This window comes from Curtobacterium flaccumfaciens, from assembly GCF_004361695.1.
GTDB classification, from domain to species: Bacteria; Actinomycetota; Actinomycetes; order Actinomycetales; family Microbacteriaceae; genus Curtobacterium; species Curtobacterium flaccumfaciens_B.
Genome location: NZ_SNVW01000001.1, coordinates 330,528 through 356,522, shown reverse-complemented (window position 1 = coordinate 356,522; position 25,995 = coordinate 330,528). Strand labels below are relative to the sequence as shown.

The 25,995-nt window shown below is 71.8% G+C and carries 22 protein-coding genes and 1 tRNA gene; 16 read left to right on the top strand and 7 right to left on the bottom strand.

What is annotated here, in order from left to right; all coding sequences use genetic code 11:
* Positions 1 to 15: 15 nt before the first annotated feature.
* From hisS to EDF64_RS01605, 7 genes are all read left to right on the top strand, one after another.
* Positions 16 to 1,260, top strand: coding sequence for a histidine--tRNA ligase (gene hisS / locus EDF64_RS01635; RefSeq protein ID WP_133518350.1), 1,245 nt, complete (start codon positions 16 to 18; stop codon positions 1,258 to 1,260).
* A 118-nt stretch (positions 1,261 to 1,378) separates the two neighbouring features.
* On the top strand, positions 1,379 to 2,662 hold the full coding sequence (eno, locus tag EDF64_RS01630; RefSeq protein WP_133518349.1) for a phosphopyruvate hydratase: 1,284 nt from the start codon (positions 1,379 to 1,381) through the stop codon (positions 2,660 to 2,662).
* A gap of 206 nt (positions 2,663 to 2,868) precedes the next feature.
* Complete coding sequence (locus EDF64_RS01625; protein ID WP_133518348.1) at positions 2,869 to 3,420, top strand: FtsB family cell division protein; 552 nt, start codon at positions 2,869 to 2,871, stop codon at positions 3,418 to 3,420.
* A 35-nt stretch (positions 3,421 to 3,455) separates the two neighbouring features.
* The gene (locus EDF64_RS01620; RefSeq protein ID WP_133518347.1) at positions 3,456 to 4,004 is read left to right on the top strand and encodes a DUF501 domain-containing protein; all 549 of its coding nucleotides are present in this window, start codon (positions 3,456 to 3,458) and stop codon (positions 4,002 to 4,004) included.
* Positions 4,005 to 4,045: 41 nt separating this feature from the next.
* Positions 4,046 to 5,530, top strand: a complete 1,485-nt coding sequence (locus EDF64_RS01615; protein WP_133518346.1) for an NAD(P)/FAD-dependent oxidoreductase — start codon at positions 4,046 to 4,048, stop codon at positions 5,528 to 5,530.
* A 71-nt stretch (positions 5,531 to 5,601) separates the two neighbouring features.
* Positions 5,602 to 5,675 (top strand) — tRNA-Leu (locus EDF64_RS01610).
* Between the two features lie 194 nt (positions 5,676 to 5,869).
* Complete coding sequence (locus tag EDF64_RS01605) at positions 5,870 to 7,210, top strand: threonine/serine exporter family protein (protein ID WP_133518345.1); 1,341 nt, start codon at positions 5,870 to 5,872, stop codon at positions 7,208 to 7,210.
* 66 nt (positions 7,211 to 7,276) lie between these two features.
* Here EDF64_RS01605 and EDF64_RS01600 read toward each other — a convergent pair whose 3' ends face one another.
* Both EDF64_RS01600 and EDF64_RS01595 read right to left on the bottom strand, forming a co-directional pair.
* Positions 7,277 to 8,947: a class I adenylate-forming enzyme family protein gene (locus tag EDF64_RS01600; RefSeq protein WP_133518344.1), complete on the bottom strand. Its 1,671-nt coding sequence runs from the start codon at positions 8,945 to 8,947 to the stop codon at positions 7,277 to 7,279.
* A gap of 170 nt (positions 8,948 to 9,117) precedes the next feature.
* On the bottom strand, positions 9,118 to 11,535 hold the full coding sequence (locus EDF64_RS01595; protein WP_133518343.1) for a hypothetical protein: 2,418 nt from the start codon (positions 11,533 to 11,535) through the stop codon (positions 9,118 to 9,120).
* A 246-nt stretch (positions 11,536 to 11,781) separates the two neighbouring features.
* Here EDF64_RS01595 and EDF64_RS01590 point away from each other — a divergent pair, with 246 nt between their 5' ends.
* Positions 11,782 to 12,363: a LemA family protein gene (locus EDF64_RS01590; RefSeq protein ID WP_208108798.1), complete on the top strand. Its 582-nt coding sequence runs from the start codon at positions 11,782 to 11,784 to the stop codon at positions 12,361 to 12,363.
* 21 nt (positions 12,364 to 12,384) lie between these two features.
* Positions 12,385 to 13,287 (top strand): M48 family metallopeptidase, encoded by a 903-nt coding sequence (locus EDF64_RS01585; protein ID WP_133518342.1) that lies wholly within the window; start codon positions 12,385 to 12,387, stop codon positions 13,285 to 13,287.
* 91 nt (positions 13,288 to 13,378) lie between these two features.
* Here the strand turns inward: EDF64_RS01585 and EDF64_RS01580 are convergent, their stop codons facing one another.
* Positions 13,379 to 14,638, bottom strand: coding sequence for a winged helix-turn-helix domain-containing protein (locus EDF64_RS01580; RefSeq protein ID WP_133518341.1), 1,260 nt, complete (start codon positions 14,636 to 14,638; stop codon positions 13,379 to 13,381).
* 94 nt (positions 14,639 to 14,732) lie between these two features.
* On the opposite strand from EDF64_RS01580, the gene EDF64_RS01575 reads away from it, so the two are divergent.
* Both EDF64_RS01575 and ilvA read left to right on the top strand, forming a co-directional pair.
* Positions 14,733 to 15,998, top strand: coding sequence for an AI-2E family transporter (locus EDF64_RS01575; protein ID WP_243736196.1), 1,266 nt, complete (start codon positions 14,733 to 14,735; stop codon positions 15,996 to 15,998).
* A gap of 47 nt (positions 15,999 to 16,045) precedes the next feature.
* A complete protein-coding gene (gene ilvA, locus EDF64_RS01570) occupies positions 16,046 to 17,290 on the top strand; it encodes a threonine ammonia-lyase (RefSeq protein WP_133518340.1) in 1,245 nt (414 codons plus the stop codon).
* Between the two features lie 85 nt (positions 17,291 to 17,375).
* Here ilvA and greA read toward each other — a convergent pair whose 3' ends face one another.
* Positions 17,376 to 17,864, bottom strand: coding sequence for a transcription elongation factor GreA (gene greA, locus EDF64_RS01565; RefSeq protein ID WP_071292646.1), 489 nt, complete (start codon positions 17,862 to 17,864; stop codon positions 17,376 to 17,378).
* Between the two features lie 67 nt (positions 17,865 to 17,931).
* Complete coding sequence (locus EDF64_RS01560) at positions 17,932 to 18,264, bottom strand: DUF4307 domain-containing protein (protein WP_432207008.1); 333 nt, start codon at positions 18,262 to 18,264, stop codon at positions 17,932 to 17,934.
* Positions 18,265 to 18,467: 203 nt separating this feature from the next.
* Here EDF64_RS01560 and mca point away from each other — a divergent pair, with 203 nt between their 5' ends.
* A complete protein-coding gene (gene mca / locus EDF64_RS01555) occupies positions 18,468 to 19,358 on the top strand; it encodes a mycothiol conjugate amidase Mca (RefSeq protein ID WP_133518338.1) in 891 nt (296 codons plus the stop codon).
* Positions 19,355 to 19,669 (top strand): hypothetical protein, encoded by a 315-nt coding sequence (locus tag EDF64_RS01550; protein WP_133518337.1) that lies wholly within the window; start codon positions 19,355 to 19,357, stop codon positions 19,667 to 19,669. The genes mca and EDF64_RS01550 overlap by 4 nt, the downstream gene beginning before the upstream one ends.
* A gap of 82 nt (positions 19,670 to 19,751) precedes the next feature.
* Here EDF64_RS01550 and trhA read toward each other — a convergent pair whose 3' ends face one another.
* The gene (gene trhA, locus EDF64_RS01545) at positions 19,752 to 20,498 is read right to left on the bottom strand and encodes a PAQR family membrane homeostasis protein TrhA (RefSeq protein ID WP_133518336.1); all 747 of its coding nucleotides are present in this window, start codon (positions 20,496 to 20,498) and stop codon (positions 19,752 to 19,754) included.
* 87 nt (positions 20,499 to 20,585) lie between these two features.
* On the opposite strand from trhA, the gene EDF64_RS01540 reads away from it, so the two are divergent.
* From EDF64_RS01540 to EDF64_RS01530, 3 genes are all read left to right on the top strand, one after another.
* Positions 20,586 to 21,371 carry an isoprenyl transferase gene (locus EDF64_RS01540; RefSeq protein WP_133518335.1) on the top strand — a complete coding sequence of 262 codons (786 nt, stop codon included), beginning with the start codon at positions 20,586 to 20,588 and terminating at the stop codon, positions 21,369 to 21,371.
* Positions 21,372 to 21,535: 164 nt separating this feature from the next.
* Complete coding sequence (locus tag EDF64_RS01535; protein ID WP_133518334.1) at positions 21,536 to 22,645, top strand: aminotransferase class V-fold PLP-dependent enzyme; 1,110 nt, start codon at positions 21,536 to 21,538, stop codon at positions 22,643 to 22,645.
* Between the two features lie 395 nt (positions 22,646 to 23,040).
* Entirely contained in the window at positions 23,041 to 24,402 is a 1,362-nt protein-coding gene (locus EDF64_RS01530; RefSeq protein WP_208108797.1) for a PhoH family protein, read from the top strand.
* Between the two features lie 151 nt (positions 24,403 to 24,553).
* On the opposite strand, the gene EDF64_RS01525 is transcribed toward EDF64_RS01530, so the two are convergent.
* Complete coding sequence (locus tag EDF64_RS01525; protein WP_133518333.1) at positions 24,554 to 25,972, bottom strand: class II fumarate hydratase; 1,419 nt, start codon at positions 25,970 to 25,972, stop codon at positions 24,554 to 24,556.
* Positions 25,973 to 25,995: the final 23 nt, after the last annotated feature.

Sequence of the window (25,995 nt, the reverse complement as noted above, 5' to 3'; positions counted from 1 at the left end):
TGCCAGAATTGCGGCATGGCAACGACCGTGACGGCACCCCGTGGCATGCGCGACTTCCTCCCCGCGGACAAGGCCCGGCGGGAGCACGTGCTCGGCGTGATCCGTGGGGTGTACGCGCGGCACGGGTTCGACGAGATCGAGACCCCGGTCGTCGAGGACGCCGCGCGGCTCCACTCCGGGCTCGGCGGTGACAACGAGAAGCTCGCGTTCGCCGTCATGAAGCGCGGCCTCTCCACTGAGGACCTGCAGCGCGCCGAGGCCCCGCTGGACCTCGCCGACCTCGGGCTCCGGTTCGACCTGACCGTGCCGCTCGCCCGGTTCTACGCCTCGCACCGCGCCGAGCTCCCCTCGGTGTTCCGGTCGGTGCAGATCGCCCCGGTCTGGCGCGCCGAGCGTCCGCAGAAGGGGCGCTACCGCCAGTTCGTCCAGTGCGACATCGACATCCTGGGGGAGCCCGGGCAGCTCGCCGAGATCGAGCTCATCCGTGCGACCACGGCCGCGCTCGACGCGCTCGGCATCGCCGGCACGACCATCCGGATCAACGACCGGCGGATCCTGCTCGCCCTGCTCGCCTCGTGGGGGATCACCGAGCCCGCCGCGGCCGACCGGGCCCTCATCACGATCGACAAGCTGGACAAGATCGGGCCGGACGGCGTGGCCGCCGAGCTCCACGACACGGTGGGCGTCGACCTGCCGGGGCTCGAGGACACGATCCGCGCGCTCGGGTCCGCCGACTGGGAGTCCGTCGCCGGAGCGGAGTGGCTCGACGCCGCGGCGTTCGACGACCTGCTCCGGCTCCGCGCGGCGCTCCCGGGCGTCGACCTGCGCTTCGACCCGACGCTCGTGCGCGGCATGGGCTACTACACCGGCACGATCTTCGAGGTCGCACACCCGGACTTCGGCTACAGCCTCGGCGGTGGCGGCCGCTACGACGGCATGATCGGACGGTTCCTCGGGCAGGACGTGCCGGCGGTCGGGTTCTCGCTCGGCTTCGAGCGGCTGGTCGACCTCGTCACGCTGCCCGAGTCGGCCGAGTCGGACGCCGTCGTGCTCGTGTACGACAAGGACGTCGACCCGGTCCGGCTCGCGGCGCTCAAGTCCGAGGCGCTCGACCGGCACCGTCGCGTCCGCCTGGAACGCCGTACGAAGAACACGAAGAACCTGCTCGCCGGGCTCGTCGCGCAGGGGTTCGACGCCTTCGCCACCGTCACCGCGGACACCGAGTCGCTCGACGGCGTGGAGCTCCGCCCGCTCGCCTGATCCGACCGCCGTGTTCGCCCGGGTTCTCCACAGCGGGCGTCATCGGGGACTCGTGTTCACCCGGCGTCGGTAGGATCGATCCCGCAATCACCACAACCGAACGTGTAGGGAGTACCCCGTGGCCGTGATCGATGCCGTAGGAGCACGCGAAGTCCTCGATTCCCGAGGCAACCCGACGGTCGAGGTCGAGGTCCTCCTCGACGACGGCGTCGTGTCCCGCGCGCTCGTCCCCTCCGGTGCCTCCACCGGTGCGTTCGAGGCGTACGAACTCCGTGACGGAGACAAGGCCCGCTACGGCGGCAAGGGCGTCCTGAAGGCCGTCGACGCCGTCCTCGACGAGATCGGCCCGGCGCTCGAGGGCTTCGACGCCACCGACCAGCGCCTCGTCGACGCCGCGCTCATCGAGCTCGACGGGACCGAGAACAAGTCGCGCCTCGGTGCGAACTCGATCCTCGGCGCCTCGCTCGCCGTGGCCCGTGCCGCCGCCGACTCGGCCGACCTGCCGCTGTTCCGCTACCTCGGTGGCCCGAACGCGCACACCCTGCCGGTGCCGCTGATGAACGTCGTCAACGGTGGGGCGCACGCCGACACCAACGTCGACATCCAGGAGTTCTTCCTGGTGCCCTACGGCGCCGAGTCCTTCTCCGAGGCACTCCGCTGGGGCGTCGAGACGTACCACGCCCTCAAGGGCGAGCTGAAGAAGCAGGGTCTCGCGACCGGCCTCGGCGACGAGGGCGGCTTCGCGCCGGAGCTCGCGTCGAACCGCGCCGCGCTCGACTTCCTGCTCGCGGCGATCGAGAAGGCCGGCTTCACGCCGGGCAAGGACATCGCGCTGGGCCTCGACGTGGCCTCCACCGAGTTCTTCCACGACGGCAAGTACTCCTTCGAGGGCAAGCAGCTCTCCGGCGAGGAGTTCACCGCCTACTTCGCCGACCTCGTCCGCGACTACCCGCTCGCGACCATCGAGGATCCGCTGGCCGAGGACGACTGGGCCGGCTGGACCCACCTGACCGCCGAGCTCGGCGACAAGGTGCAGATCGTCGGCGACGACCTGTTCGTCACGAACCCGAAGCGTCTGCAGCGGGGCATCGACGAGAAGGCCGCCAACTCGATCCTCGTGAAGGTCAACCAGATCGGCACCCTGACCGAGACCCTCGACGCGGTGTCGCTCGCGCACCGTCACGGCCTCACCTCGATCCTGTCGCACCGCTCGGGCGAGACCGAGGACACCACGATCGCGGACATCGCGGTCGCGGTCGACGGTGGTCAGATCAAGACCGGCGCGCCGGCCCGTTCGGACCGCGTCGCGAAGTACAACCAGCTCCTCCGCATCGAGGAAGAGCTCGGTGACGCCGCGGTGTACGCCGGTCGCTCGGCCTTCCCGCGCTCGGCTTCGCTGTAAGCCGCTCGGCTTCGCTGTCAGCACGGACCACACGACGCCGTCCTCCTGCCGGAGGGCGGCGTCGTGCCGTCTGCGCGACCGACCGTCGGGCGGGGCCGGCGGGGCGGAGGCGAGCCGCGCCTCCAGGCCCGGTCCGCACGCTGGGAGGGCACCGAACCGCCGCGTGCCGACCGCTCCGACCACCGCGGCCGGGTTATCGTCGGACCGTGCCCAGTCAGAAGCCCCGCGTCCGCCGCGTCCCCGTGGCCATGCCGGAGAACGGCACCGCCGAGCAGCCCTGGTTCCGGTCGATCCGGTTCTCCGGGTTCAGCCTGCTCATGCTCGCGATCATCGTGCTGTTCGTCGTCGTCCTCGCACCGTCCCTCCGCACGCTCATCCAGCAGCAGGAGCAGATCGCACAGCAGCAGCGCGAGGTCGCCAGCCAGAAGGCCGACGTCACACAGAAGAAGAAGGACGTCGCGCGCTGGGACGACCCCGCCTACATCGAAGCGCAGGCGCGGGACCGGTTGCTCTACGTGTACCCGGGCGAGGAGAGCTACCTCGTGATGGGCGCCGAGACCTCGAAGGGCGACGACCAGCCCACGACCGACTCCGGCACGCCCGTCAGCTCGACGGTGCAGACGCCGAAGGTCGACTGGGTGCAGGCGATGCTGTCGTCCGTGCTCACCTCCGGTCTGACCGACCAGACCACGCAGCAGCTCGTCGCCCCGGACGTGTCCGGCACGGGGGACCCGATGGGCACCGGCGACACGAAGTAGGCCGCGCCGCGGGACTCCGGTAGGCTCTCGTCCCCGTGACGACCCCTCCCTTCGACCCGCCCTCCGAACGCGACGTCCAGGTCGTCTCGGCGCAGCTCGGCCGACCGGCTCGCGACGTCATCGGGATCGCGGCTCGCTGCGTCTGTGGCAACCCCACGGTCGTGTCCACGAAGCCCCGACTGTCGAACGGCACCCCGTTCCCGACGTTCTACTACCTGTGCCACCCCGCGGCCACCGCTGCGGTCAGCACCCTCGAGGCAAACCAGGTCATGCCGGAACTGGCAGCCCTCCTCGAGGACCCCGACGTCGCCGCGCAGTACCGCGCGGCGCACGAGTCCTACCTGGCCGATCGCGAGTCGATCGAGCACGTCGACGAGATCGTCGGGATCAGCGCCGGTGGGATGCCCACCCGCGTGAAGTGCCTGCACGCCCTCGTCGGTCACGCCCTCGCCGCCGGAACCGGCGTCAACCCCATCGGCGACCTCGCGCTCGAGCGCGCGAGCTGGTCGCCCTCCCGGTGTGAGTGCCGGGCGTATGATGGCGGTGCAGACGCTGGAGTCGGGGCGGGTGGCGGCGAAGTCTGACTCGACTCCCGGCCAACCCCCATCCAAGGAGATCATCCCCCGTGCCCAAGATCCTCGTCGTCGGCGGCGGTTACGCCGGCTTCTACACCGCCTGGAAGCTCGAGAAGCACCTTCGCCAGGGCGAAGCAGAGGTCGTGATGGTGGACCCGCTGCCGTACATGACGTACCAGCCGTTCCTCCCCGAGGTCGCAGCCGGTTCCATCGAGCCGCGCCACGCGATCGTCGCGCACCGTCGTCACCTCAAGAAGACGCGCGTCGTCACGGCGAAGGTCACGAAGGTCGACCACGCCGCCAAGACGGCGACGATCACCCCGGCCGAGGGTGAGGCGTGGGAGGAGTCCTACGACCAGATCGTCATGACCGCGGGCGCGGTCTCGCGCACCTTCCCGATCCCGGGCGTCGCGGACGAGGCCATCGGCCTCAAGACCATCGAGGAAGCCGCGGCGATCCGCGACAAGATCCTCACGAACTTCCACAAGGCGGCGAACCTGCCGGCCGGTCCCCAGCGCGACCGTCTGCTCACCGTCGTCGTGGTCGGCGGTGGCTTCGCCGGCATCGAGGTGTTCGCCGAGCTCCGCTCCTTCGTCACCGACCTGCTGAAGAGCTACCCGCAGCTGTCCTTCGACGACACCCACTTCCACCTCGTCGAGGCGATGGGGCGCATCATGCCCGAGGTCTCGCTCGAGACCTCGCACTGGGTGCTCAAGAACCTCGCCCAGCGCGGTGCCACGGTGCACCTCGAGACGCAGCTGGCCTCGGCCGTGGGCGGCGTCTGCGAGCTCAAGACCAACGACGGCGCGATCGAGAAGATCGAGTCCGACCTCATCATCTGGACCGCCGGCGTCATGGCGAACCCGATGGTCAAGGGCACCGACCTCCCGCTCGAGCAGCGTGGTCGCATCCGCGTGCAGCCCGACCTCCGCGTCGTCGACGACAACGGCGTGATCGCGGACGCATGGGCCTGCGGCGACGTCGCGGCCGTGCCGGACCTCACGGGCGGCGGCGTCGGCGGCTTCTGCGTGCCGAACGCCCAGCACGCGGTGCGTCAGGCGAAGCAGCTCGCGAAGAACGTCGTCGCGACCATCCGCGGCGAGGCCACGGTCGACTACAAGCACGAGAACCTCGGCGCCGTCGCGGGCCTCGGTATCGGCATCGGTGTGTTCCAGTCGGGCAAGTTCGCGATGAAGGGCTTCCTCGCGTGGGGCGCCCACCGCGGCTACCACGGCATGGCGATGCCGTCGTGGGAGCGCAAGTGGCGCGTCGTCGGCGACTGGGTCGGGGGCTTCTTCCTCGGCCGCGACATCGCATCGCTCGACGACCGTGAGACCCCGCGCGCCGCGTTCGAGGCGTTCGCGTCGCGTCCGAAGCCGGCTGCCGAGGCGCCCGCTCCGGTCGAGGCCACGAAGCCGACGACCGCTCCGGAAGAGGGCAAGCCCGCCGGTGCTGCCGGTCCGGCGTACGGCGAGCCGGCGAAGGACGTCTCCAACGAGGCCGAGCCGGTGAAGGCCGAGGCCGACGCCAAGTAGCGACACGCTCGACCGAGGCGGTCACCCCCACGGGGTGGCCGCCTCGTTGCGTCGGTAGGCTGTTGCGGCCCGCCCCCGTGGCCCAATCGGTAGAGGCACGCGACTTAAAATCGCTGAGTTGTGGGTTCGAGTCCCACCGGGGGTACGAGTTCGGCGGCGGGGACGCGTTCGCGGGTAGCGCCGAGACTCGGCTGCGGCCCGCCGAGGTTCGGGCTGAGCGACACTTCACGCGGCATGCGGGGCGAGAACTGTCGCTGAGCGCGAAACCCGCGGCAGGCGCGCGGCCCGCGGCAGGCGCGCGACCCGCGGCAGGCGCACGGACCAGTAGCATCGACGTCCGTGGCCAGTCTCGGAAGCGCGCTCGCGAACCTGCGGAACGCCCTCAACCGACCCGAGGCCCACGTCGAGGTCGTCGACGGCGAGACCGTCCCGGTCGGCATGCTCCTCGGCACGCTCGGCGCTCTGCTGCTCGACGCCGGCAGCTCCGTCACCGACGTGCGTTCGGCGCTCGAGAAGGCCCGCGACGCCGCCGGGGTCGGTCCCACGCTCGCCGTCGGGGTGCTCCCCGCGCTCGTGATGGTGAGCGAGACCTCGACCGGCGCCGCCACGATCGTCAACGCCGAGGGCGTCGAGCTGTCCTCGCGGCAGGCCGCCCGGGCGAACCGACTCGTGCTCGGGCTCGAGAGCGGGTCGATCGCCCTCGCCGAGATCCCCGCACGCGTCCGTGCCATCCGCGCCGGCACCGTCCCACCGCCCGCGCTGCCGTGGATCCTCGGCAACGCCCTGACCTCCGCGGGGCTCGCGGTCGTGTTCCGCTGCCCGTGGTGGGCGATCCTCGTCGCGCTCGGGGTCGGTGCGCTCGTCGGGGTGATCGGCCTGGTGCTCCGCCGCTTCCGCGAGGCCGTCGCGATCATCCCGTTCCTCGCCGCGTTCATGTCGACGGCCGTCGTCGGACTCGTCGCCGCGGGCACCGGGTTCGACCACGTCCCGCTCTTCGCGGTGTGCGCCCCGGTGGCGGTGTTCGTGCCGGGAGCGCTCATCACGAACGCCCTGCTCGAACTCACCGCCGCGGACATCGTCACCGGCGCCTCGCGGCTCGTGCAGGGGCTCATCATGCTCGGGTTCATGGCCGCCGGGATCGCGGCTGGCAGCGCGCTGACCGGGCTGCACGTCGACCCGTCCTCGGCGGCCCTCGTCGGCGAGGTCGCCGGCATCGGCAACGATCGTGGCGGCTGGGAGGCGGTCCCGTCCTACTGGGTGTCGTGGGTCGCCGTCGTCGGCTTGGCGGTCGGCCTCGGCCTGGTCTTCCGGTCCGGCTGGCGCCTGACGCTGGTGTCCGTCGCCGTCATGGTCACCGCCTACGCGCTGGTGAGCGGCACGACACCGCTCTGGGGCAGTGTGGTGGCGACCGGTGCGACGGCCGCTCTGCTGTTCGTGGCGACGCGTCTGCTCGAGCGCCTCGTGCCGGCGATCCCGGCGACGGTGTCGTTCTTCCCGGCGTTCCTGCTGCTCGTCCCCGGGACGGTCGGGCTGGTCGCGGTGGCGACGTTCGACCCGGAGGCCCTCGCGACACCCCTGGCGACGTTCGTCAGCCTCTGCATCGGCACGAAGATCGGCGGGCTGCTGCCCGGCCTGTTCGCGCGCAACGCGCCCCACCGCGGGGTGGACGCGACGCGCTGACGGCCTGGAGGCGCGTGGCGGGCCCGCCCCGCGCCTCCAGGCCGTCAGCCGGTCACCTGTCGGGCGCTACGGCTCGATGAACAGGCCGGCCGCCTGGTCGTCGGCCGCACTCGCCTTGGCGAGGTAGTGCACCTTCTTGCCGGTCGCGTTGTAGGGCAGCTCGGTGACGAAGCGGTACCGGCGCGGCCGCTTGTAGCGGGCGAGGCCGGGGTGCGAACCCGTCCAGTCCTCGAGCACCGTGGCCGCCTCGACGTCGTCCTCCGGCAGCCGCCCCGGAGCACGGACGACGTACGCGATGACGACCTCGCCCCAGCGCTCGTCCGGCACGCCCACGACGATCGAGTCGGCGACGCCCGGGTGCTCCTGCAGCGCCGCCTCGACCTGGACCGGGTGCACGTTCTCGCCGCCGGAGATGATCATGTCGTCCTTGCGCCCGACGATCGTGACGCGCTCGTGCTCGTCCCACGTGGCCAGGTCGCCCGGGTAGAACCAGCCGTTCGCGAACTTCTCCGCCTCGAGCCCGGGGTTCCGGTACGAGTAGCCCGACTTCACGGTGCGGACCGCGAACTCGCCGATCTCGGAGCCGTCCTTCGGCACCGTGTCCGACGGGTCGGCGAGCCGGTCCTCGTACACGCGGACCACGGCGACGTCGTCGTCGGTGGAGGCGCGACCGGTCGACCCGGCGCCGTCCGGGAAGTCCTCGGGGCGGAGGAACGTGTTCCAGAACGTCTCGGTCGTGCCGTAGCCGTTGAAGATCCGCGGCGACAGGAGCTCCTGGTACCGGAGGGCCGCCGATCGGTCGAGCGGGGCGCCCATCGTCACGATGCCGTTGAGGGAGGACAGGTCGCGGGGCTTCGCCTCTTGCGCGTCGGCGAGCTGCACCAGGTTCGGCGGGGCACCGATGAGGAAGGTGAGGCGCTCCGACTCGACCAGGTCGAGCACGCGGTCGGCGTCGAACTTCCGGAGCGTCGTGAGCTCGGCACCGACGTAGAACACCGGGTTCGGGCCGCCCGAGTAGAGGCCGCCCCGGTGGAACAGCGGCGACATGTTGAGCGTCTTGTCGAACGGGCTGAGCGGGAAGTGCATGATCACGTCGTGTGCGCTGAGCACCTCGACCAGGCTCGGCAGCGGGACCGGCTTCGGGCGGCCGGTCGTGCCCGAGGTGTACAGGCGGGTGGTCTCGTCGTAGGTGCTGCGGGGTTCGGCGACGGCGAGTTCCTCGGCGGTGACGGGGTCGGCGGCGAGGAGCGTCGCGAAGCCGTCGTGTTCGTCGTGGTCGCCGCCCAGGGTCACGACGTGGTCGGGGCGGTGCGCCGACGACTCGAGCGCGGCGGCGATCTCGGCGTTCCGGACGGCGTCGTGCACCAGGACGACGGGCGCGGAGTCCTCGATGATGAAGGCGACCTCGTCGGGGGCGAGCCGGAAGTTCGTCGGCGAGAACACGGCGCCGATCCGGTGGCACGCCAGGTAGAGCACGGCGAACTCGGGGGAGTTGAAGAGCTCCACCATGACCACCGAGCCCCGTCCGACGCCGTGGCGGACGAGCCACCCCGCGACCCGGTCGACGTCGGCCCCGAGCTCCGCGTACGTCCACGACCGGCCGGTGTCCGGCTCGCGCAGCGCGGGACGGTCCGCGAAGCGGTGGGTGTTCCGCGCGAAGCCGTTCGCGTAGGTGTAGCTGCCCTCGAACACCTCGCGGAAGCGGGTCGGGTCGTAGTCGGATCGGGTCTGGGTCATCGTCGCTCCCTGGGACGGTCGTGGTGCCGAGGAGCACCGTTCGTCAGCGTATCCGGAGCGCGACCGCGGGGGCGTGGCCCCGTCGTGGTCAGGGGAGTTGCCCCGTGGCGGTCCGGGCCGTGGGCCGCGTCCTGGTCAGGGTCGTGGGCCGCGTCGTGGCCCTGTCGCGGTCAGGCGACCTGGTCGCTCCGGGACGCCTGGTCGCGCTGGGAGGCTCGGAGCCAGAGGTGGCTCGCGACCGCGGCCGCGACGCACGCGCCGGCGGCGACCACCAGGACGACGGGGGAGACGTGGGTGCCGGCGGCCCCGGAGTACACGGCGGCCGCCAGCGCGACCGCGACGGCGGCGATCGCGGCGTAGCGGCCGCGGGACTCCTCGAGCAGCGACTGCCCGGCGGAACCGGCAAGCGGGAGCATCGTGGTGACCACGGCACCGAGGCCGCCGACGCAGAGCGTGATCGCGAACTCGGACACGATCGAGCCCCAGAAGCCGGACCCCGGCGTCACGGAGTGCAGCACCCAGCCGACCGCCGCGACCACGAGCAGGGCGACCGAACGCCAGGTCGCGCTGCGGGCACCGGCGGCGATCGTCGCGCCGAGCCGGAGCCCCGCCGTGTCGGCGTGCGGTCGGCCCACGGGCAGGAGCACCGCACCGACGATGACGGCGGGGGAGAGGTCGAACGCCCGCGTGATCCCGCACGCGACCAGGGCGGCGAGGACGAGCCACGGGGACACCCGGAACCCGATCGTGCCCCGGTCGGCGCCGGCCGCCCACCGGCTCGACAGCACGATCGTCGTCGCGAGCACCGCGGCGCCGAGCAGGACGGCGACCGCCAGGCGCACGTAGCGGGCCTCGAGCGACACCCCGACGCCGAGCACCGTGCAGAGTCCGACGACGAGGACGGCCACGGTGATCGAGGCCCAGGTGGGGAACAGGTCCTCGCCGCGGCGCCGCTCGGCGTGGGGACGGTTGCGCCCGAGCACGGCGGCGAAGGGGTTGCGGAGTCGACCCCGCGCGGCACCGGCGACCAGGGCGAGGGGGCCGGCGATGAGCACGAGGAACCCGGCGGCGACCGCGGTGGCCACGAGGACGGTGCGCCACGAGAAGGCGGCCTGGATCGTGGGGACGGTGGAGTCGTACGCGGTGGAGGCCGTCCAGTCGCCGGCCGGGCCGGACCAGTCGAGGCCGTGCGGGTCCGACGGCCCGCCGGCTGCGGGGCCGCTGCCGGATCCCGTGGTGCTGCCGCCGTCGCCGCTTCCGTTGCCGTTCGTCGGGCCGGCCCCGCCGGCGTCGCCGGTGCCCGCTCCGCTCCCCGGCATGCCACTCGCCGAGCCGGATCCGGAGCCGGAGCCGGTGCCCGCGCCGGAGCCGGGCACGGAGGGCGTGCCGCTGCCACTCGGACCGGCCCCGGTCGGCGTCGACGACACCACGCGGACGACGACCTCGGCCGAGGACCGCGAGAAGTTCCCCGCGGCGTCCTGCTGCGTCGCGCTGATCGTGCGGGAGCCGGGTGCGAGGGTCGACCCAGCGGTGGTGCAGGACCACCGTCCGGACGCCGGCACGTCGACACGGCACACCGGGGCGCGGTCGACGTAGACGGTCAGCACGGCCCGGGGCTCCCCGGTTCCGGACACCGCCGCCGCCCGGGCACCCACGCGGTCGCCGGCGCCGGGCGACGTGATCCGTGGTGCGGTCGGCGCGGTGCGGTCGAGGGTGATCGTGACCGGGGCCGATGCCGCACTCCGCAGGTCGGACCGGTAGCCGTCGGCCGTGCTCGCCGTCTGCGTGGCGCTGACCGAGAGCCGGGCGTCGCCGCCGCTCGCCGCCGTCGCGCCGCCGAGGGAGACCGTCCACCGGCCGTCGCGACCGACCGTGGCGCTGCGGTCCCCGGAGGAGCCGGAGACGGCGAGCGTGACGGTGGACCCGGGGCGACCGGTGCCACTGACCGGGCCGTTGGTCGGACGCGAGGTCGTGACCGTGGGCGGCACGATGACGTCCGCTGCTGGCGTGTGCGCGCTACCGAGTTCGGGCGCGCTCCGGTCGACGACGGTGAAGACCTGGCCGGGGCCGGACGTGACGGCGGCGAAGCACGACCAGGTGCCGTCGTTCGACACGGTGGCGGGACACCCGGCCGATCCGGTCGACGCTGGGCCGGTCACGCGGACGGTGTGTCCAGGGGTGCCGGTGCCGCTGAACCGGACGGTCGCACTCGTGATGTCGCCGGGGTCTGCGACGGTGGGCCGGACCGGGCGGCCGGTCGGCGGGGACGTCGGAGTGCCGGGGCTCGGCGTGAGGTGGTTCTGCGGGGACCCCGTCGGCGTGCCCGAGGGCGCCGACAGCGGGGGCGGTGCAGTGGCTGCGTCCGCACTCGCGGACAGGGCGGACGACGCGGTCGCCGCTGCGGTACTCGAACTCGCCGCGTCCGCACTCGTACTCGTACTCGCGGCGAAGGAGGGGGCCGCGGCGGTGCCGAGCAGCGCGGCGACGAGGGCCACCGTGCCGGCGGTCAGGAGCACGAAGCGGGTTCGCCGGACGGGGTGGTCGCCCCCGACCACCCGTTCGTCCACGTTGTCCCCGCGCGTGTGCATGCGAACCCATCCCACGTGATCGAGCGCCCGGGGTCAATACGTCGAACGGATGATGTCCGCCGAACGGATGATGTCCGCCGAACGGACGACACGCCGTCGAGGCCGGACGCCCGGTGTGTACGACTCGGGAATCGGCCGTGAACCGCGGCCGCGGACCGGAGCACGTGTCGCGCGTCGATACAATCGATCCCGGCCGTTCTGGCCACGAACCACCGCGGATCCCGACGCGCAAAGGAGTACGCCCTCATGGACACCGGACTCATCACGACGCTCATCGTCGTCGGAGTGGTGGTGGTCCTCCTCGTGGTCGTCGGGATCTACCTCTGGGTCACGTACAACGCGCTGGTCACCCTCAAGGTCCGCGTCGACGAGGCCTGGAGCGACATCTCGATCCAGCTGAAGCGCCGCGCCGACCTCATCCCCACCATCGTGGAGACGGTCAAGGGGTACGCCACGCACGAGAAGGCCGTCTTCGACGACGTCACGAAGGCCCGCTCCGAGACGCTGAGCGCCGGGGACGCCACGACGGCCTCCACGGCCGAGGGCCACATGCAGAAGGCGCTGAAGAGCGTGTTCGCCGTGGCCGAGGGCTACCCGCAGCTGCAGTCGAGCCAGAACTTCCTGCAGCTGCAGTCCGAACTCGTCGACACCGAGGACAAGATCCAGTCGGCCAGGCGCTTCTACAACGGCGGCGTCCGCGAACTCAACACGAAGATCCGGGTCTTCCCGAACTCGTCGTTCGCGAAGAGCCGCGGGTTCTCCGAGGCGTCGTTCTTCGAGACCGCCGAGCCCGCGGCGATCGCGGAACCGCCGCGCGTCCAGTTCTGATCCGTCCGACGTCGGGCTGACGTGTACGGCGCGATCGCGCGGAACAAGCGCAACACGGTCCTGATCGTCCTGGTGTTCCTGCTCCTCATCGGCGCACTGGGCTTCCTCGGTGGGTACCTCGCGGGCAACGTCTCGATCGGGGTCATCGTCCTGGTCGTGGCGATCGGCTACGCCGTCCTGCAGTACTTCCTGGCCGCGCGGCAGGCGACGGCGATCGCCGGGGGCGTCGAGATCGACCGGACGACGGAGCCCCGTCTCTGGCGCACGGTCGAGAACCTCGCGATCGCGACCGGCATGCCGATGCCCCGTGTGTTCGTCATCCAGGATCCTTCGCCGAACGCGTTCGCCACCGGCCGTGACCCCGAGCACGCGATCGTCGCCGCCACGACGGGGCTGCTGGCGATCATGGACGACCAGGAGCTCCAGGGTGTGATGGCCCACGAGCTCGGTCACGTCCGGAACTACGACATCCGGGTGTCGACGATGGTGTTCGGGCTCGTCGTCGCGGTGGGGCTCATCGCCGACGTGCTCCTCCGCATCTCGATCTTCAGCGGCCTGTCCGGGGGTCGCAGCCGCAACAACGACTCCGGCGGGAACAACAACCCGATCCTGCTCATCGCCGGACTCGTGGCGGTCATCGTCGCGCCGATCGCGGCGGCCGGCGTGCAGGCTGCGGTGTCGCGGCAGCGGGAGTACCTGGCCGACGCCACGGGCGCGATGACGACCCGGCACCCGGAGGGCCTGGCGCGGGCGCTCGAGAAGCTCGGGGCGTACGGACGGCCGATGCAGACGCAGAACTCGTCGATGGCGCACCTCTGGATCGCCGACCCGATGCGGCCCGGCGTGATGGACCGGCTGTTCTCGACGCACCCGCCGCTGCCGGACCGCATCGCGCGGCTCCGCGGCAGTCTCGACCGGTTCTGACCTCCGAGGAGCGGGTGCGCCCGCTCCGTGCGGAACGCAGCCCGTGGCGGCCTGGAGGCGCGGTGCGGGCCCGCCACGTGCCTCCAGGCAGTCAGATCGCTGGGTCCGGAGCCGCCGTCGCGTCTGCGTCGTCGATCGCCTCGTGCGGCAGGAGCGGGACGCCGAGCGCGGCGGCGACGGCGGCGGCCGCGGTGCCGCGGTCGGTGACCTCCACCACGTCGAGCCCCTGCCAGGCGGCCGTCCGCCGCAGGGTCTCGGCCAGCCGGTCGGGGTCGAGCCGTTCGCCGGGCTCCTGCCACGCCGTCCGGACCCGCAGCACCCCGCGCTGCCGGTCGCTCTTGAGGTCGATGCGCCCGACCAGCCGGTCGTCCTGCAGCACCGGCAGCACGTAGTAGCCGAACACCCGCTTCGGCGCGGGCGTGTAGATCTCGATCCGGTAGTGGAAGCCGAACATCCGCTCGGCCCGGCGGCGGAACCACACGACGGGGTCGAACGGGCTGAGGACGGCGTCGGCCGACACCCGCCGGGGGACCCGGGCGTCGGCGTGCAGCCATGCCTGCTCACCCCAGCCCTCGACCCGCACCGGCAGGAGCTCACCCGCGGCGGTCAACTCGGTGATCGCCACCGCCGTGTCGTCGGAGCGCAGCCGGAAGTAGTCGGCGATGTCCGCACGCGTCCCGACCCCGAGCGCACGGGTGGCGTGCCGGACGAGGCGGAGCACCGCTGCCGGTCGTGCCGGGGCGGTCTCGAGGGTGCCGGCCGGCAGCACCTGTTCCGGCAGGGCGTAGACGCGCTCGAAGCCGGCGCGGCCCGCGGTCACGACGTCGCCCCAGCGGAACATCTGCTCGAGCCCGAGCTTGACGTCGCTCCAGCCCCACCACGGGCCGCGGCGGACGTTCGACTCGTGCTCGACGGCACTGGCGGGCATCGGTCCCTCGGCACGCAGCAGGGCCTGCAGCTCGCGCCGGACCCCCTCGGTGCGGGTGACCGAGTCGATCCGGGTCGGCCCGGCGTCGCGGGCGCGCAGGGCGTCCATCCGCCAGCGGAAGAGCGGGAGGTCGTCGCGGTCGATGAACGCGGCCTCGTGCGCCCAGTACTCGGTCCAGGGGCCGCGGGCCGACAGGGTGCGGCGGTCGAGGGTCGTCTTGTCGTACGCGCCGAGCCGGGCGAACAGCGGCAGGTAGTGGCTGCGCTCGAAGACGTTGACCGAGTCGATCTGCAGGAGCCCGAGCCGCGCGAACCCGGCCGTGAGCGCCCGCGTCGAGACGGCGTCGGTCGGTGCCTGCCCGAACCCCTGGGCGGCCAGTGCCACCCGGCGGGCCTCGGCGGCGGAGAGCGTGGTCCTGACCATGCCTCCGACGCTACCGATCCCCGCCGACACCGCGTACCCCGGAACGTATGCCGCATCTGGTACCTGTCAGGAGGCACATCGGTACACTCGCGGCATGGCATGGGGCAAGAAGCAGCAACCGACGCACCCCGACCCGGTGGTCGAGGACAGCGTCCCGACGGGTGTGCGCATCGCCGGAGCGTGGTCGTGGCGGATCCTCGTGGTCATCGGCGTCATCGCGGTCTTCATCTGGCTGATGTCGATCTTCAGCCAGATCCTCATCCCGTTCCTCGTCGGCATCGTGATCTCGGCGCTGCTCGTCCCGCTCTCGAACTGGATGCAGCGGCACCACGTCCCGAAGTGGGCGGCCGTCGTGATCAGCCTGCTCGGCGGTCTCGCGGCGCTCGGCGGCCTGATCTGGCTCGTCGTCGACCAGATCATCGCGTCGTACCCGTCGCTCCGTGACCGCACGGTCGACCAGTACGCCAACATCAAGGACCTCGTCCTCAACTCCGGCCTCGGCATCACCCAGGGCGACGTCAACGGCTGGCTCGACGACGGCACGAAGTGGCTGCAGGACAACTCGGCGTCGATCCTCTCCGGGGTCGCGAGTGCCGGATCCGGTGCCACGCACGTGTTCGAGGCGCTCTTCATCATCCTGTTCACGACGATCTTCCTGCTCATCGACGGCAAGAACGTCTGGCGCTGGACCGTGCGGCTCTTCCCGCGGAAGGCCCGCGCCGCCGTCGACGGGGCCGGGGTCGCCGGGTGGATCACCCTGACGAGCTTCATCCGCGTGCAGATCTTCGTGGCGTTCGTGGACGCGGTCGGCATCGGCCTCGGCGCCTGGATCGTCGGGCTCTTCTTCGGCGGCATGCCGCTCGTCATCCCGATCGCGGCCTTCGTGTTCCTCGGCGCGTTCATCCCGGTCGTCGGTGCGATCGTCACCGGGTTCCTCGCCGTGTTCGTCGCGCTCATCTTCAACGGGCCGCTCGCCGCCGTGCTCGTGCTCGGCGTCGTCCTGCTCGTGCAGCAGATCGAGGGGCACATCCTGCAGCCGCTCGTGATGGGCAACGCGGTCAAGGTGCACCCCCTCGCGGTGGTGCTCGGCGTCACCGCGGCCTCCGGGCTCGCGGGCATCGCCGGTGCGTTCTTCGCCGTGCCGCTGATCGCCACCCTGAACGCCATGGTCACGACGATCGCCTCCGGCCGCTGGCGGGGACTCGACTCCGACCACGTGCTCGAGGCGACCCCGAAGCACGGCCAGCACGGGCAGCTGCAGCTGATGCGGCGCCGTCGGCACAAGGTGGGCGACGACGTCCCGCCGCCCGGCACGAAGCCCGAACCGACGGCGGTCGACGGCACCGCCAGCACGAACTGAACGTCACGGAATCGTCAGGAGCCCCTCTGACCGACGATGATGGGATCGTGACCGACACCACTGCGACGCTGATCCCCACACTCGACGACATCGAGCGGGCGCGCGAGACGATCGCCGGGGTCGCACGCGTCACGCCGATGGAGACCTCGCAGTTCCTCGCCGAGGTGCTCGGCTCGCCCGTGCACCTCAAGTGCGAGAACCTGCAGCGGACCGGCGCGTACAAGGTCCGGGGCGCGTACAACCGCCTCGTCGCCCTGACGCCGGAGCAGCGTGCTGCCGGGGTCGTCGCCGCCAGCGCGGGCAACCACGCGCAGGGGGTCGCCCTCGCGGCCCGCGAGCTCGGCATCCCCGCGACGATCTTCACGCCCGTCGGGGTCGCCCTGCCGAAGCTGCAGGCCACGCGCCACTACGGTGCCGAGGTGGTGCTCCGCGGCCACTCGGTGGAAGAGGCCCTCAGCGCCGCGAAGGACTTCGCCCACCGCACCGGGGCCGTCTTCATCCCGCCGTTCGACCACCCCGCGGTGATCGCTGGCCAGGGCACGCTCGGCCTCGAGATCCTCGACCAGGTGCCGGACGCCGACACCGTCGTGGTGCCGATCGGCGGCGGTGGCGTCATCGCCGGCATCGCCCTCGCCGTGAAGGGCATGGCCGAGCGCCTCGGCCGGACCATCCGGGTCGTCGGGGTGCAGGCCGAGAACGCCGCGGCGTACCCGAGCTCGATCGAGGCCGGCGAGCCCGTCACCGTCACGACGAAGCCGACGATCGCCGACGGCATCGCGGTGGCCCGGCCCGGCGACCTGAACTTCCCGATCATCCGCGACCTGGTCGACCAGATCGTCACCGTCTCCGACGACGACGTCGCCCGTGCGCTGCTGGTGCTGCTCGAGCGCGCCAAGCTCGTCGTCGAGCCGGCGGGCGCCGTCGGCGTCGCGGCGATCATGTCCGGCGCCGTCCGCGACACCGGCCGCACCGTCGTGCTGCTGAGCGGCGGCAACATCGACCCGCTCATGATGGAGCGCGTGATCACCCGCGGCCTCGTCGCCGCGTCCCGCTACATCGGCATCCGGATCATGCTGCCGGACCGTCCGGGTCAGCTCGCGCGGGTCTCGCAGGTCATCTCGGACGCCGGCGCGAACGTCGTCGAGGTGCTGCACACTCGCCACGGCCAGGGGCTCGTCATCAACGAGGTCGCCCTCGACCTGTCGATCGAGGCGCGCGGCCCCGAGCACGCACAAGAGGTCATCCACCGCCTGCGCGAGGTGGGCTTCCGGCCGGAGCTGCTGGAGCACTGAGGGCCGGCCACAGACGGACAGGAGGCGCGGTGCCAGCTGGCACCGCGCCTCCTGTCCGTCTGCCGGTCGCCCCCAGGGCGCCCGACTACGGCTCGTAGCGCTCGACCTTCGTCACCTCGACGGCGATCTCCTTGCCGTTCGGTGCCGTGTACGTGGCCTTCTCGCCGGCGCGCAGGCCGACGATGGCCGCGCCCACCGGGCTGACCGGGCTGTAGACCGTCAGGTCCGAGCCGTCGGCCACGATCTCGCGGTTGCCGACGAGGAAGGTCGACTCGTCGCCGGCGATGACCGCCGTGACGACCGTGCCGGGCTCGACGGTGCCGTCGAAGTCCGCTTCGCCCACGGTGGCGTGCTTGAGCAGCTCGGTGAGCTGACGGATGCGGGCCTCGATCTTGCCCTGCTCGTCCTTCGCGGCGTGGTAGCCGCCGTTCTCCTTGAGGTCGCCCTCTTCACGAGCGGCCTCGATGCGGTTCGCGATCTCCTGACGAGCGGGGCCGGACAGCTGCGCCAGCTCCGCCGTGAGGCGGTCGTGGGCCTCTTGCGTCAGCCAGGTGACCTGCGTGTCGTTGCTCATCGTGCATCCCTTCAGCAAGGAACGAGACCGGCCGGTGTGGCCGGTCTCGTCCGCGAATCAGGGCAGTCTAGGGAACCCAGCAGTCGTGGATCAAGCCGGTGACGCCGCGGGACACCGTCTTCACAGCAGTGTTGAGGCTGCGGGTGCGCTGATCGGACGCCGGCACCGGGACCTCTTTCCAGCCGACGATCGTGTACGACTTGTCGAGGACCTGGACGGCGCACCTGGCGGTGGTGCCCGGGTCGACGGAGACCTGGCTGTGCACGACCGTCTCGTGGTCCGACACGACCTGGTACCCGATGTCGTCCGAGTCGAGGCCGTGGCTGGTCTGCCCGGGGCCCGCCCAGATCACCCAGACGAGGAACACCAGGGCGACGGCGGCCGCTGCCACGACGCCGATGAACCGCGTCCGACGGGCGCGGCCGGGCGTGCGGCCGTAGCGGTCGTCGAGCGTCGCCGTGGTGCTGGCGGACGGCTGAGGTGCCGATGGGTGCTGCGGTTCGGACAGTTCGGGGCTCCCGGGGTGATTATCCTGATCCCAGGGTAGTTCACGCGTCGCTGTGTGCTGCCCGCGTCCACCGCACGACCAGTGAGGAACCCCACGTGCCGTACCGCCTGATGGCCGTCCACGCCCACCCCGACGACGAGTCGAGCAAGGGGGCGGCGACGGCGGCGAAGTACGCGGCCGAGGGGAACCAGGTCCTGGTGGTCTCGTGCACCGGCGGCGAGGCCGGCGACATCCTCAACGAGCAGCTCGGCGAACCCGCCACCAGCCGCGCCCACCGCGACATGGCCGGGTACCGCCGCACCGAGATGGCCGCGGCGCAGGCGGCGCTCGGCATCGACCACGTCTGGCTCGGCTACCACGACTCCGGCCTGCCGGACGCCGAGAAGGGCGAGACCGTGCGCCCCGGCACGTTCTCGACGGTGCCGCTCGAGTACTCGACCGAGGCACTCGTGCGCGTGATCCGCCGGTTCCGCCCGCACGTGCTCGTCACGTACGACGAGAACGGCGGCTACCCGCACCCCGACCACATCCGCACGCACGAGGTCTCCGTCGCCGCCTGGCGCGACGCGGCGGACCCGACGAAGTACCCGGACGCCGGGCCGGCCTGGTCGGTCTCGAAGCTCTACTACGAGCGCACCATGAACCCCCGCCGGTTCCGGACGATCTTCGAGGCCCTGCAGGAACGCGACCCGGACAGCCCCGCGATCGAGCAGCTCCGCGAGTGGGTCGAACGGTTCGCCGACCGACCCGACCTCGCCACCACGCACGTCGACGTGCACGAGTACTTCGACGCCCGCGACGCCGCACTCCGCGCCCACGCCAGCCAGGTGCCGCCGGACAGCGCCTTCTTCTACTGGCCGAACGACCTCCTCGCGACGGTGTGGCCGACCGAGGACTACCAGCTCGTCGAGGCCCGCGTGCCCACCGAGCTCCCCGAGTCCGACCTGTTCGCGGGGATCCCAGTCGACAAGGACACCACCGAGTGAGCACCATCGCGGCGGCACTCGCCGCCACCCCCAGCCCGAGCCCGACCTCGACCGTCCCCGACGTCGACGTGACGCCCGGGGTCGCCGGCTTCATCGCGATCGCGGTCGTGGCGATCGTGACGATCCTGCTCGTCATCGACATGACCCGTCGCATCCGCCGGACCCGCTACCGCGCCGAGATCCGGGAGCGCCTGGAGGCCGAGGCGAACGGCACCGAGGTGGACGCCGACGGTGTCGCGACCGACGAGCCGGAGCGGCGCGCGGCCGAGGACGGCCGGGCCGACGTCGGCGACGACACCGAGCGCGGCTGACGCGACCCGGTGACGGCCTGGAGGCGCGTGGCGGGCCCGCCACGCGCCTCCAGGCCGTCGTCCGGTCGCGACCGGACCGCGCTCAGCGCACCGGGTGCAGCGCCACGATGAGGACACCCGCCCACTGCGCGGCGAAGGCCACGACCGTCAGGGCGTGGAAGACCTCGTGGAAGCCGAACAGCGTCGGCGACGGGTTCGGGCGCTTGAAGGCGTACACGAGGGCGCCGACGATGTACGCGACACCGCCGGACAGGATGAGGACCGTCATCGGGACGCTCGCGGCGAAGAACTGCGGCAGCAGCCCCAGCGCGGCGCAGCCGAGCACGAGGTAGATCGGCACGTACAGCCACCGCGGGGCGTTGATCCACAGCACCCGGAACGCGATGCCGAGCGCCGCTCCGGACCACATCACCCAGAGCACCACGACCATGAGCGTGTGCGGCAGGGCGCAGATCGCGACCGGCGTGTACGTGCCGGCGATGAGCAGCAGGATGTTCGTGTGGTCGATGCGCTTCAGCACGCGCTTGACCGTCGGACCCCACGGGAAGCGGTGGTACGTCGCCGAGACGCCGAACATCGCGAGCGACGTCGCCATGAACACCGCACTGCCGACCTTCGCCGCCGGGGAGCCGGCGAGGCTGATGAGCACGATGCCCATCGCGATGGCGAACGGGAAGGCCCCGAGGTGGATCCAGCCGCGCCACGCCGGGCGGGTCTCGGTGCTGTCGGCCGCTGCGCTGCCCGCCGCGGCGTCGTCGGCCGCGGTGCTCGCGGCCTCTTCGGTGAAGGGGACGTGGGGGAGCGTCCCGGTGTCGTGCTCGGCTTGCATGGTCCGACCGTATGGGTGGCAGCCGAGCAACAGCCGAACATCCGGTGACCAGCTCGCTCCCCAGGGGCGGTGCACTATGTTCGTCCCGTGAGCGGCAAGGTCGGGTGGGCAGGACGAGGGATCCTCTACCGCGCCTACCAGAGCCGCATCCGGCGCCAGATCGACGACGCGGCCAAGCCGAAGCACGTCGCCATGATCGTGGACGGCAACCGCCGCTGGGCGAAGCAGCTCGGGCTCGAGTCCGCCGCACACGGCCACCGCGCCGGCGCCGCGAAGATCCCCGAGTTCCTGACCTGGTGCGACGACCTCGGGATCGAGGTCGTGACGCTCTACCTGCTGTCCTCCGACAACCTCACCGGACGCGGCGGCGAAGAACTCGAGCAGCTCGTCGGCATCATCGCGGACCTGGCCGGCACGCTCGCCGACCACCGCGACTGGCGCGTCCAGCACGTCGGCGCGAACGAGGGTCTGCCGCCGGCGCTCGTCGCCGCGCTCGAGCAGGCCGAACAGCGGACGGCCGACCACACCGGGCTGCACGTCAACCTGGCGGTCGGGTACGGCGGCCGGCGGGAGATCGCGGACGCCATGCGGAGCATCGTGCGGGCGCACGGCGAGGGCGGTGGAACGCTCGACACCCTCGCCGAGGTCCTCACGCCGGAGCTCATCGGCGACCACCTCTACACGCAGGGGCAGCCCGACCCGGACCTGGTGATCCGGACCTCGGGGGAGCAGCGGCTGTCCGACTTCATGCTGTGGCAGAGCGCGCACAGCGAGTTCTACTTCGTCGAGGCGTTCTACCCGGACCTGCGCGAGGTCGACTTCCTCCGTGCGGTCCGTGACTTCGGGCTGCGGTCGCGGCGGTTCGGCGGCTGAGGTCGCGCGGCTGAGGCTGCGCGGCTGACGCTGCGCGGCTGACGATGCGCGGCTGGCGTGCGTCGTGCTGGCTCCGCGTTCGCTGCGCAGAACGGCCTGGGTTCGCCCGCCGTCGGCCATCCCAGTAGACTCACAGGGTTTTCGTCCCACGGAAGGTTGCACCTGTGAACATCGCCGAGTACGCCGCTGGCTTCGCCGAAGAGCCCGGCTACCTCGACCACGCCGCGTTCGGTCCGGTGCAGACCGCCGTCCTCGAGGAGCAGCGCGTGCTCGGGACGATCCAGGAGCACATGCGCTTCGGCGCCATGGAGACCCTCGACGAGCAGGACGCCCGGGTACGCACCGTCGCCGCCCGACTCGTCGGCCGCCGCGAGGACCAGGTCGTCTCGCAGACCGCCACCACGCCGGGGCTCCTGCACACCGCGTTCGGCCTGACCGGAGGCGTCCTCGTGTCCGCCGACGAGTACCCGTCGCTGCCGCTCGCGCTCGCCAGCGCCGCCTCGGCCACCGGCGGCCGCGTGCAGCCCGTCGTCATCGAGTCGGGAGCCGGCTGGATGACACCGTCCCTCATCGAGTCGCGCCTGACCGACGAGGTCACCGCCGTCGCCGTGTCCCTCGTCGACTGGCAGACCGGATACCTCGCCGACCTCGCCGCCATCCGCGAGGTCATCGGCGACCGCCTGCTCATCGTCGACGCCATCCAGGGCTTCGGCGTCGTGGACGCCCCCTACGAGATCGCCGACGTCGTCGCCACCGGCGGCCAGAAGTGGCTGCACGCCGGCTGGGGCACCGGCTTCACCGCGTTCAGCGACCGCGCGCTGAACCGGCTCCGCCCGGCGCTGTCCGGCCCGCACGGCACGACCGGCTGGCCGACCGGGGTACCCGCCGTCCGCACCGGTGCCGCCGGGTTCCAGATGACGCGCATCGACCCCGTCGCCCAGGCCCGGATGGCCGTGTCGCTCGACCGCCTGACCGCCGTCGGCGTGGCCGCCGTGCAGGAGCGGGTCACCGACCGCGTCGAGCGCGTGTTCGACATCGCCGACGAGTTCGGCCTCTCCGTGGAGTCCAGCCGTGACCCGCGCGAGCGTGCGGGCATCGTCGTCCTCCGTCCGCCGCAGGGGCGCCTGACCGCGCTGTCGGCGGCCTTCCACAACCACGGGGTCACCGCGACGACGCGGCTCGGGGTCGCGCGGGTGTCGGTGTTCGCCTCCACGACGGACGAGACGCTCGACATGTTCCGCGACGCCTGCCTGTCCTACGCCACGATGCAGTAGCGCTGGGCGCTGCGCTGCGCTGCGCGGTCGCGGTCGCGGTCGCGGTCGCGACAGCGACAGATGGCCGCGGGCCATCCGCGGGTTCCTGTCGCTTCGGCGACCGGCGGTGTGGACGGCGCCGTGACGGACGGGAGGCGCGGGGCGGGCTGGCACCGTGCCTCCAGGCCCGCAGGTGGGGCGTTTCGGGCGCGACGCGACTCGCGTGGCACGGTCGCGTTGTTCACGTGACCGTAACGCGCGGAACAGCGTGTCGCTGGCGCCGTGTCGGGGGTCGGACGTAGCTTTGCGACATCGGGCACCGCGCCCGATCGAAGCGGCCACAGTCGGTGCTTCGGGACCGCTCCAGTGGCCGCGTTCGAGGACATGGACCGGGCCGATCGCGGCCCGGGGATGGAGTGGTCGTGACCTCTCAGAACGTCTCTCGCGGAACCCAGCAGCACCCCACCGCGGACTCGTCCACATCGGTCGCCCAGCGCACGTACGTGCTCGACACCTCGGTGCTCCTCAGCGATCCGCGGGCACTGTTCCGCTTCGCGGAGCACGCGGTCGTCCTGCCCGTCGTGGTCGTCAGTGAACTGGAGTCCAAGCGCAACGACCCGGAGATCGGGTACTTCGCCCGGCAGGCCCTCCGGCTGCTCGACGAACTGCGGATCGAACACGAACGGCTCGACTTCCCGATCGCGATCGGCGACGGCGGCTCGTTCCGGGTCGAGCTGAACCACTCCAACCAGTCCGTCCTGCCCTCCGGGCTGCAGCTCGGTGACAACGACTCGCGGATCCTCGCGGTCGCCTCGAACCTCAAGAACGACGGACTCGACGTCGTCGTGGTCTCGAAGGACCTGCCGTTGCGGGTCAAGGCGTCCTCGATCGGCATGGCCGCCGAGGAGTACCGCGCCGAACTCGCGGTCGACAGCGGGTACACCGGTGTCGCCGACCTGCAGGTGTCCGGCGAGCAGATGTCCGACCTGTACGAGAAAGAGGAGATCCGGTCCGCCTCGCTCGAGGGCGTACCGGTCAACACCGGCGTCGTGATCCACTCGGAGCGCGGCTCGGCGCTCGGCCGCGTGATCCCCGGCGGCTCGGTGGCACTCGTCCGCGGCGACCGCGAGGTGTTCGGCCTCCGGGGCCGGTCCGCCGAGCAGCGGCTCGCGATCGACGCGCTGCTCGACCCGGAGATCGGCATCGTGTCCCTCGGCGGCAGCGCCGGCACGGGCAAGTCGGCGCTCGCGCTCTGCGCCGGACTCGAGGCCGTGCTCGAACGGCAGCAGCACAAGAAGATCATGGTGTTCCGGCCGCTCTACGCGGTCGGCGGCCAGGAGCTCGGCTACCTGCCCGGGGACGCATCCGAGAAGATGAACCCATGGGCGCAGGCCGTGTACGACACGCTCGGGGCTCTGGTGTCGGACAACGTCCTCGACGAGGTCGTCGAGCGCGGCATGCTCGAGGTGCTGCCGCTCACGCACATCCGGGGCCGCTCGCTGCACGACGCGTTCGTGATCGTGGACGAGGCCCAGTCGCTCGAACGGAACGTGCTCCTCACGATGCTGTCCCGCATCGGGCAGAACTCCCGCGTGGTGCTCACGCACGACGTCGCGCAGCGCGACAACCTCCGGGTGGGGCGGCACGACGGGGTCGCCTCGGTCATCGAGCGGCTCAAGGGGCACCCGCTGTTCGCGCACGTGACGCTGACCCGGTCCGAGCGGTCGGCGATCGCGGCGCTCGTGACCGAGATGCTGGACTCGCCGGACCTCGTGTAGCGGCGCGCGGGCGCCGGGCGCGCGGGCGCCGGGGCCGCGCGGGCGCCGGGGCCGCCGGGTGCGCTTCGCACAATCAAAAGCACCCCGAGCCGGGGGATCCTCGGGCTCGGGGTGCTTTTGGTTGTGCGACGGTGCAGGTCGCGGTCGCGGCTCAGTTCGGGTGCGTCATGCTCAGGACGTCGAGGGCACTGTCGAGCTGCTCCTCGGTGACCTCGCCGCGCTCGACGTGGCCGAGCGCGATCACTGCCTCGCGCACCGTGACGCCCTCGGCGACGGCGAACTTCGCGACCTTCGCGGCGGCCTCGTAGCCGATGACCCGGTTGAGCGGCGTCACGATCGACGGCGACGACTCGGCGAACGACCGGGCGCGGTCGAGGTTCGCCTCGAGCCCGTCGACGGTCTTGTCGGCGAGCACACGCGAGCTGTTCGCCAGCAGGCGGATCGACTCGAGGAGCGCCGTGCCCATCACCGGGATCGCGACGTTGAGCTCGAACGCTCCGGAGGCACCGGCCCACGCGATGGTGGCGTCGTTGCCGATCACCCGCGCGGCGACCATGAGCGTCGCCTCGGGGATGACCGGGTTGACCTTGCCGGGCATGATCGACGAACCCGGCTGCAGGTCCGGGATGTGCAGCTCGCCGAGCCCGGTGTTCGGGCCGGAGCCCATCCAGCGGAGGTCGTTGTTGATCTTCGTCAGGCTGACCGCGATGACCTTGAGCGCGCCGGACGCCTCGACGAGGGCGTCACGTGCGCCCTGCGCCTCGAAGTGGTCGAGCGCCTCGGTGATCGGCAGGCCGGTGTCCTCGGCGAGCTGGGCGATCACGCGCTGCGGGAACCCCTTCGGCGTGTTGATGCCCGTGCCGACGGCGGTGCCGCCGAGCGGGACCTCGGCCACGCGGGGGAGCGTCGCGTTGACGCGTTCGATCCCGAGACGGACCTGGCGCGCGTAGCCGCCGAACTCCTGCCCGAGCGTCACCGGAGTGGCGTCCATGAGGTGCGTGCGCCCGGACTTCACGGCGTCGGCCCACAGCGTCGCCTTCGCCTCGAGCGCTTCGGCCAGGTGCTCGAGCGCCGGCACGAGCGAGCGGATGAGTGCCTCGGTCACGGCGACGTGCACCGACGTCGGGAACACGTCGTTCGAGGACTGCGAGGCGTTCACGTGGTCGTTCGGGTGCACCGGCGTGCCGGCGATCTCGGTCGCCAGGGTCGCCAGGACCTCGTTCATGTTCATGTTCGACGAGGTACCGCTGCCGGTCTGGTAGACGTCGACGGGGAACTGGTCGTGGTGCTCACCGGCGATGATCACGTCGGCGGCCTTCGCGACGGCGTCCGCCAGGGCGGGGTCGACGATGCCGAGCTCCCCGTTGACGATCGCCGCAGCCCGCTTGATCCTGGCGAGGGCCACGATCTGCGCCGACTCGAGCCCGCTGCCCGAGATCGGGAAGTTCTCCACCGCGCGCTGCGTCTGCGCGCGGTAGAGCGCCGACTTCGGCACCCGGACCTCGCCCATCGTGTCGTGCTCGATGCGGTAGTCGCCGTCGGTCGCGGTGCTCGTGGTGGTGTCGGTCACGTCGTCGTGGTCCTTCCTGGGGT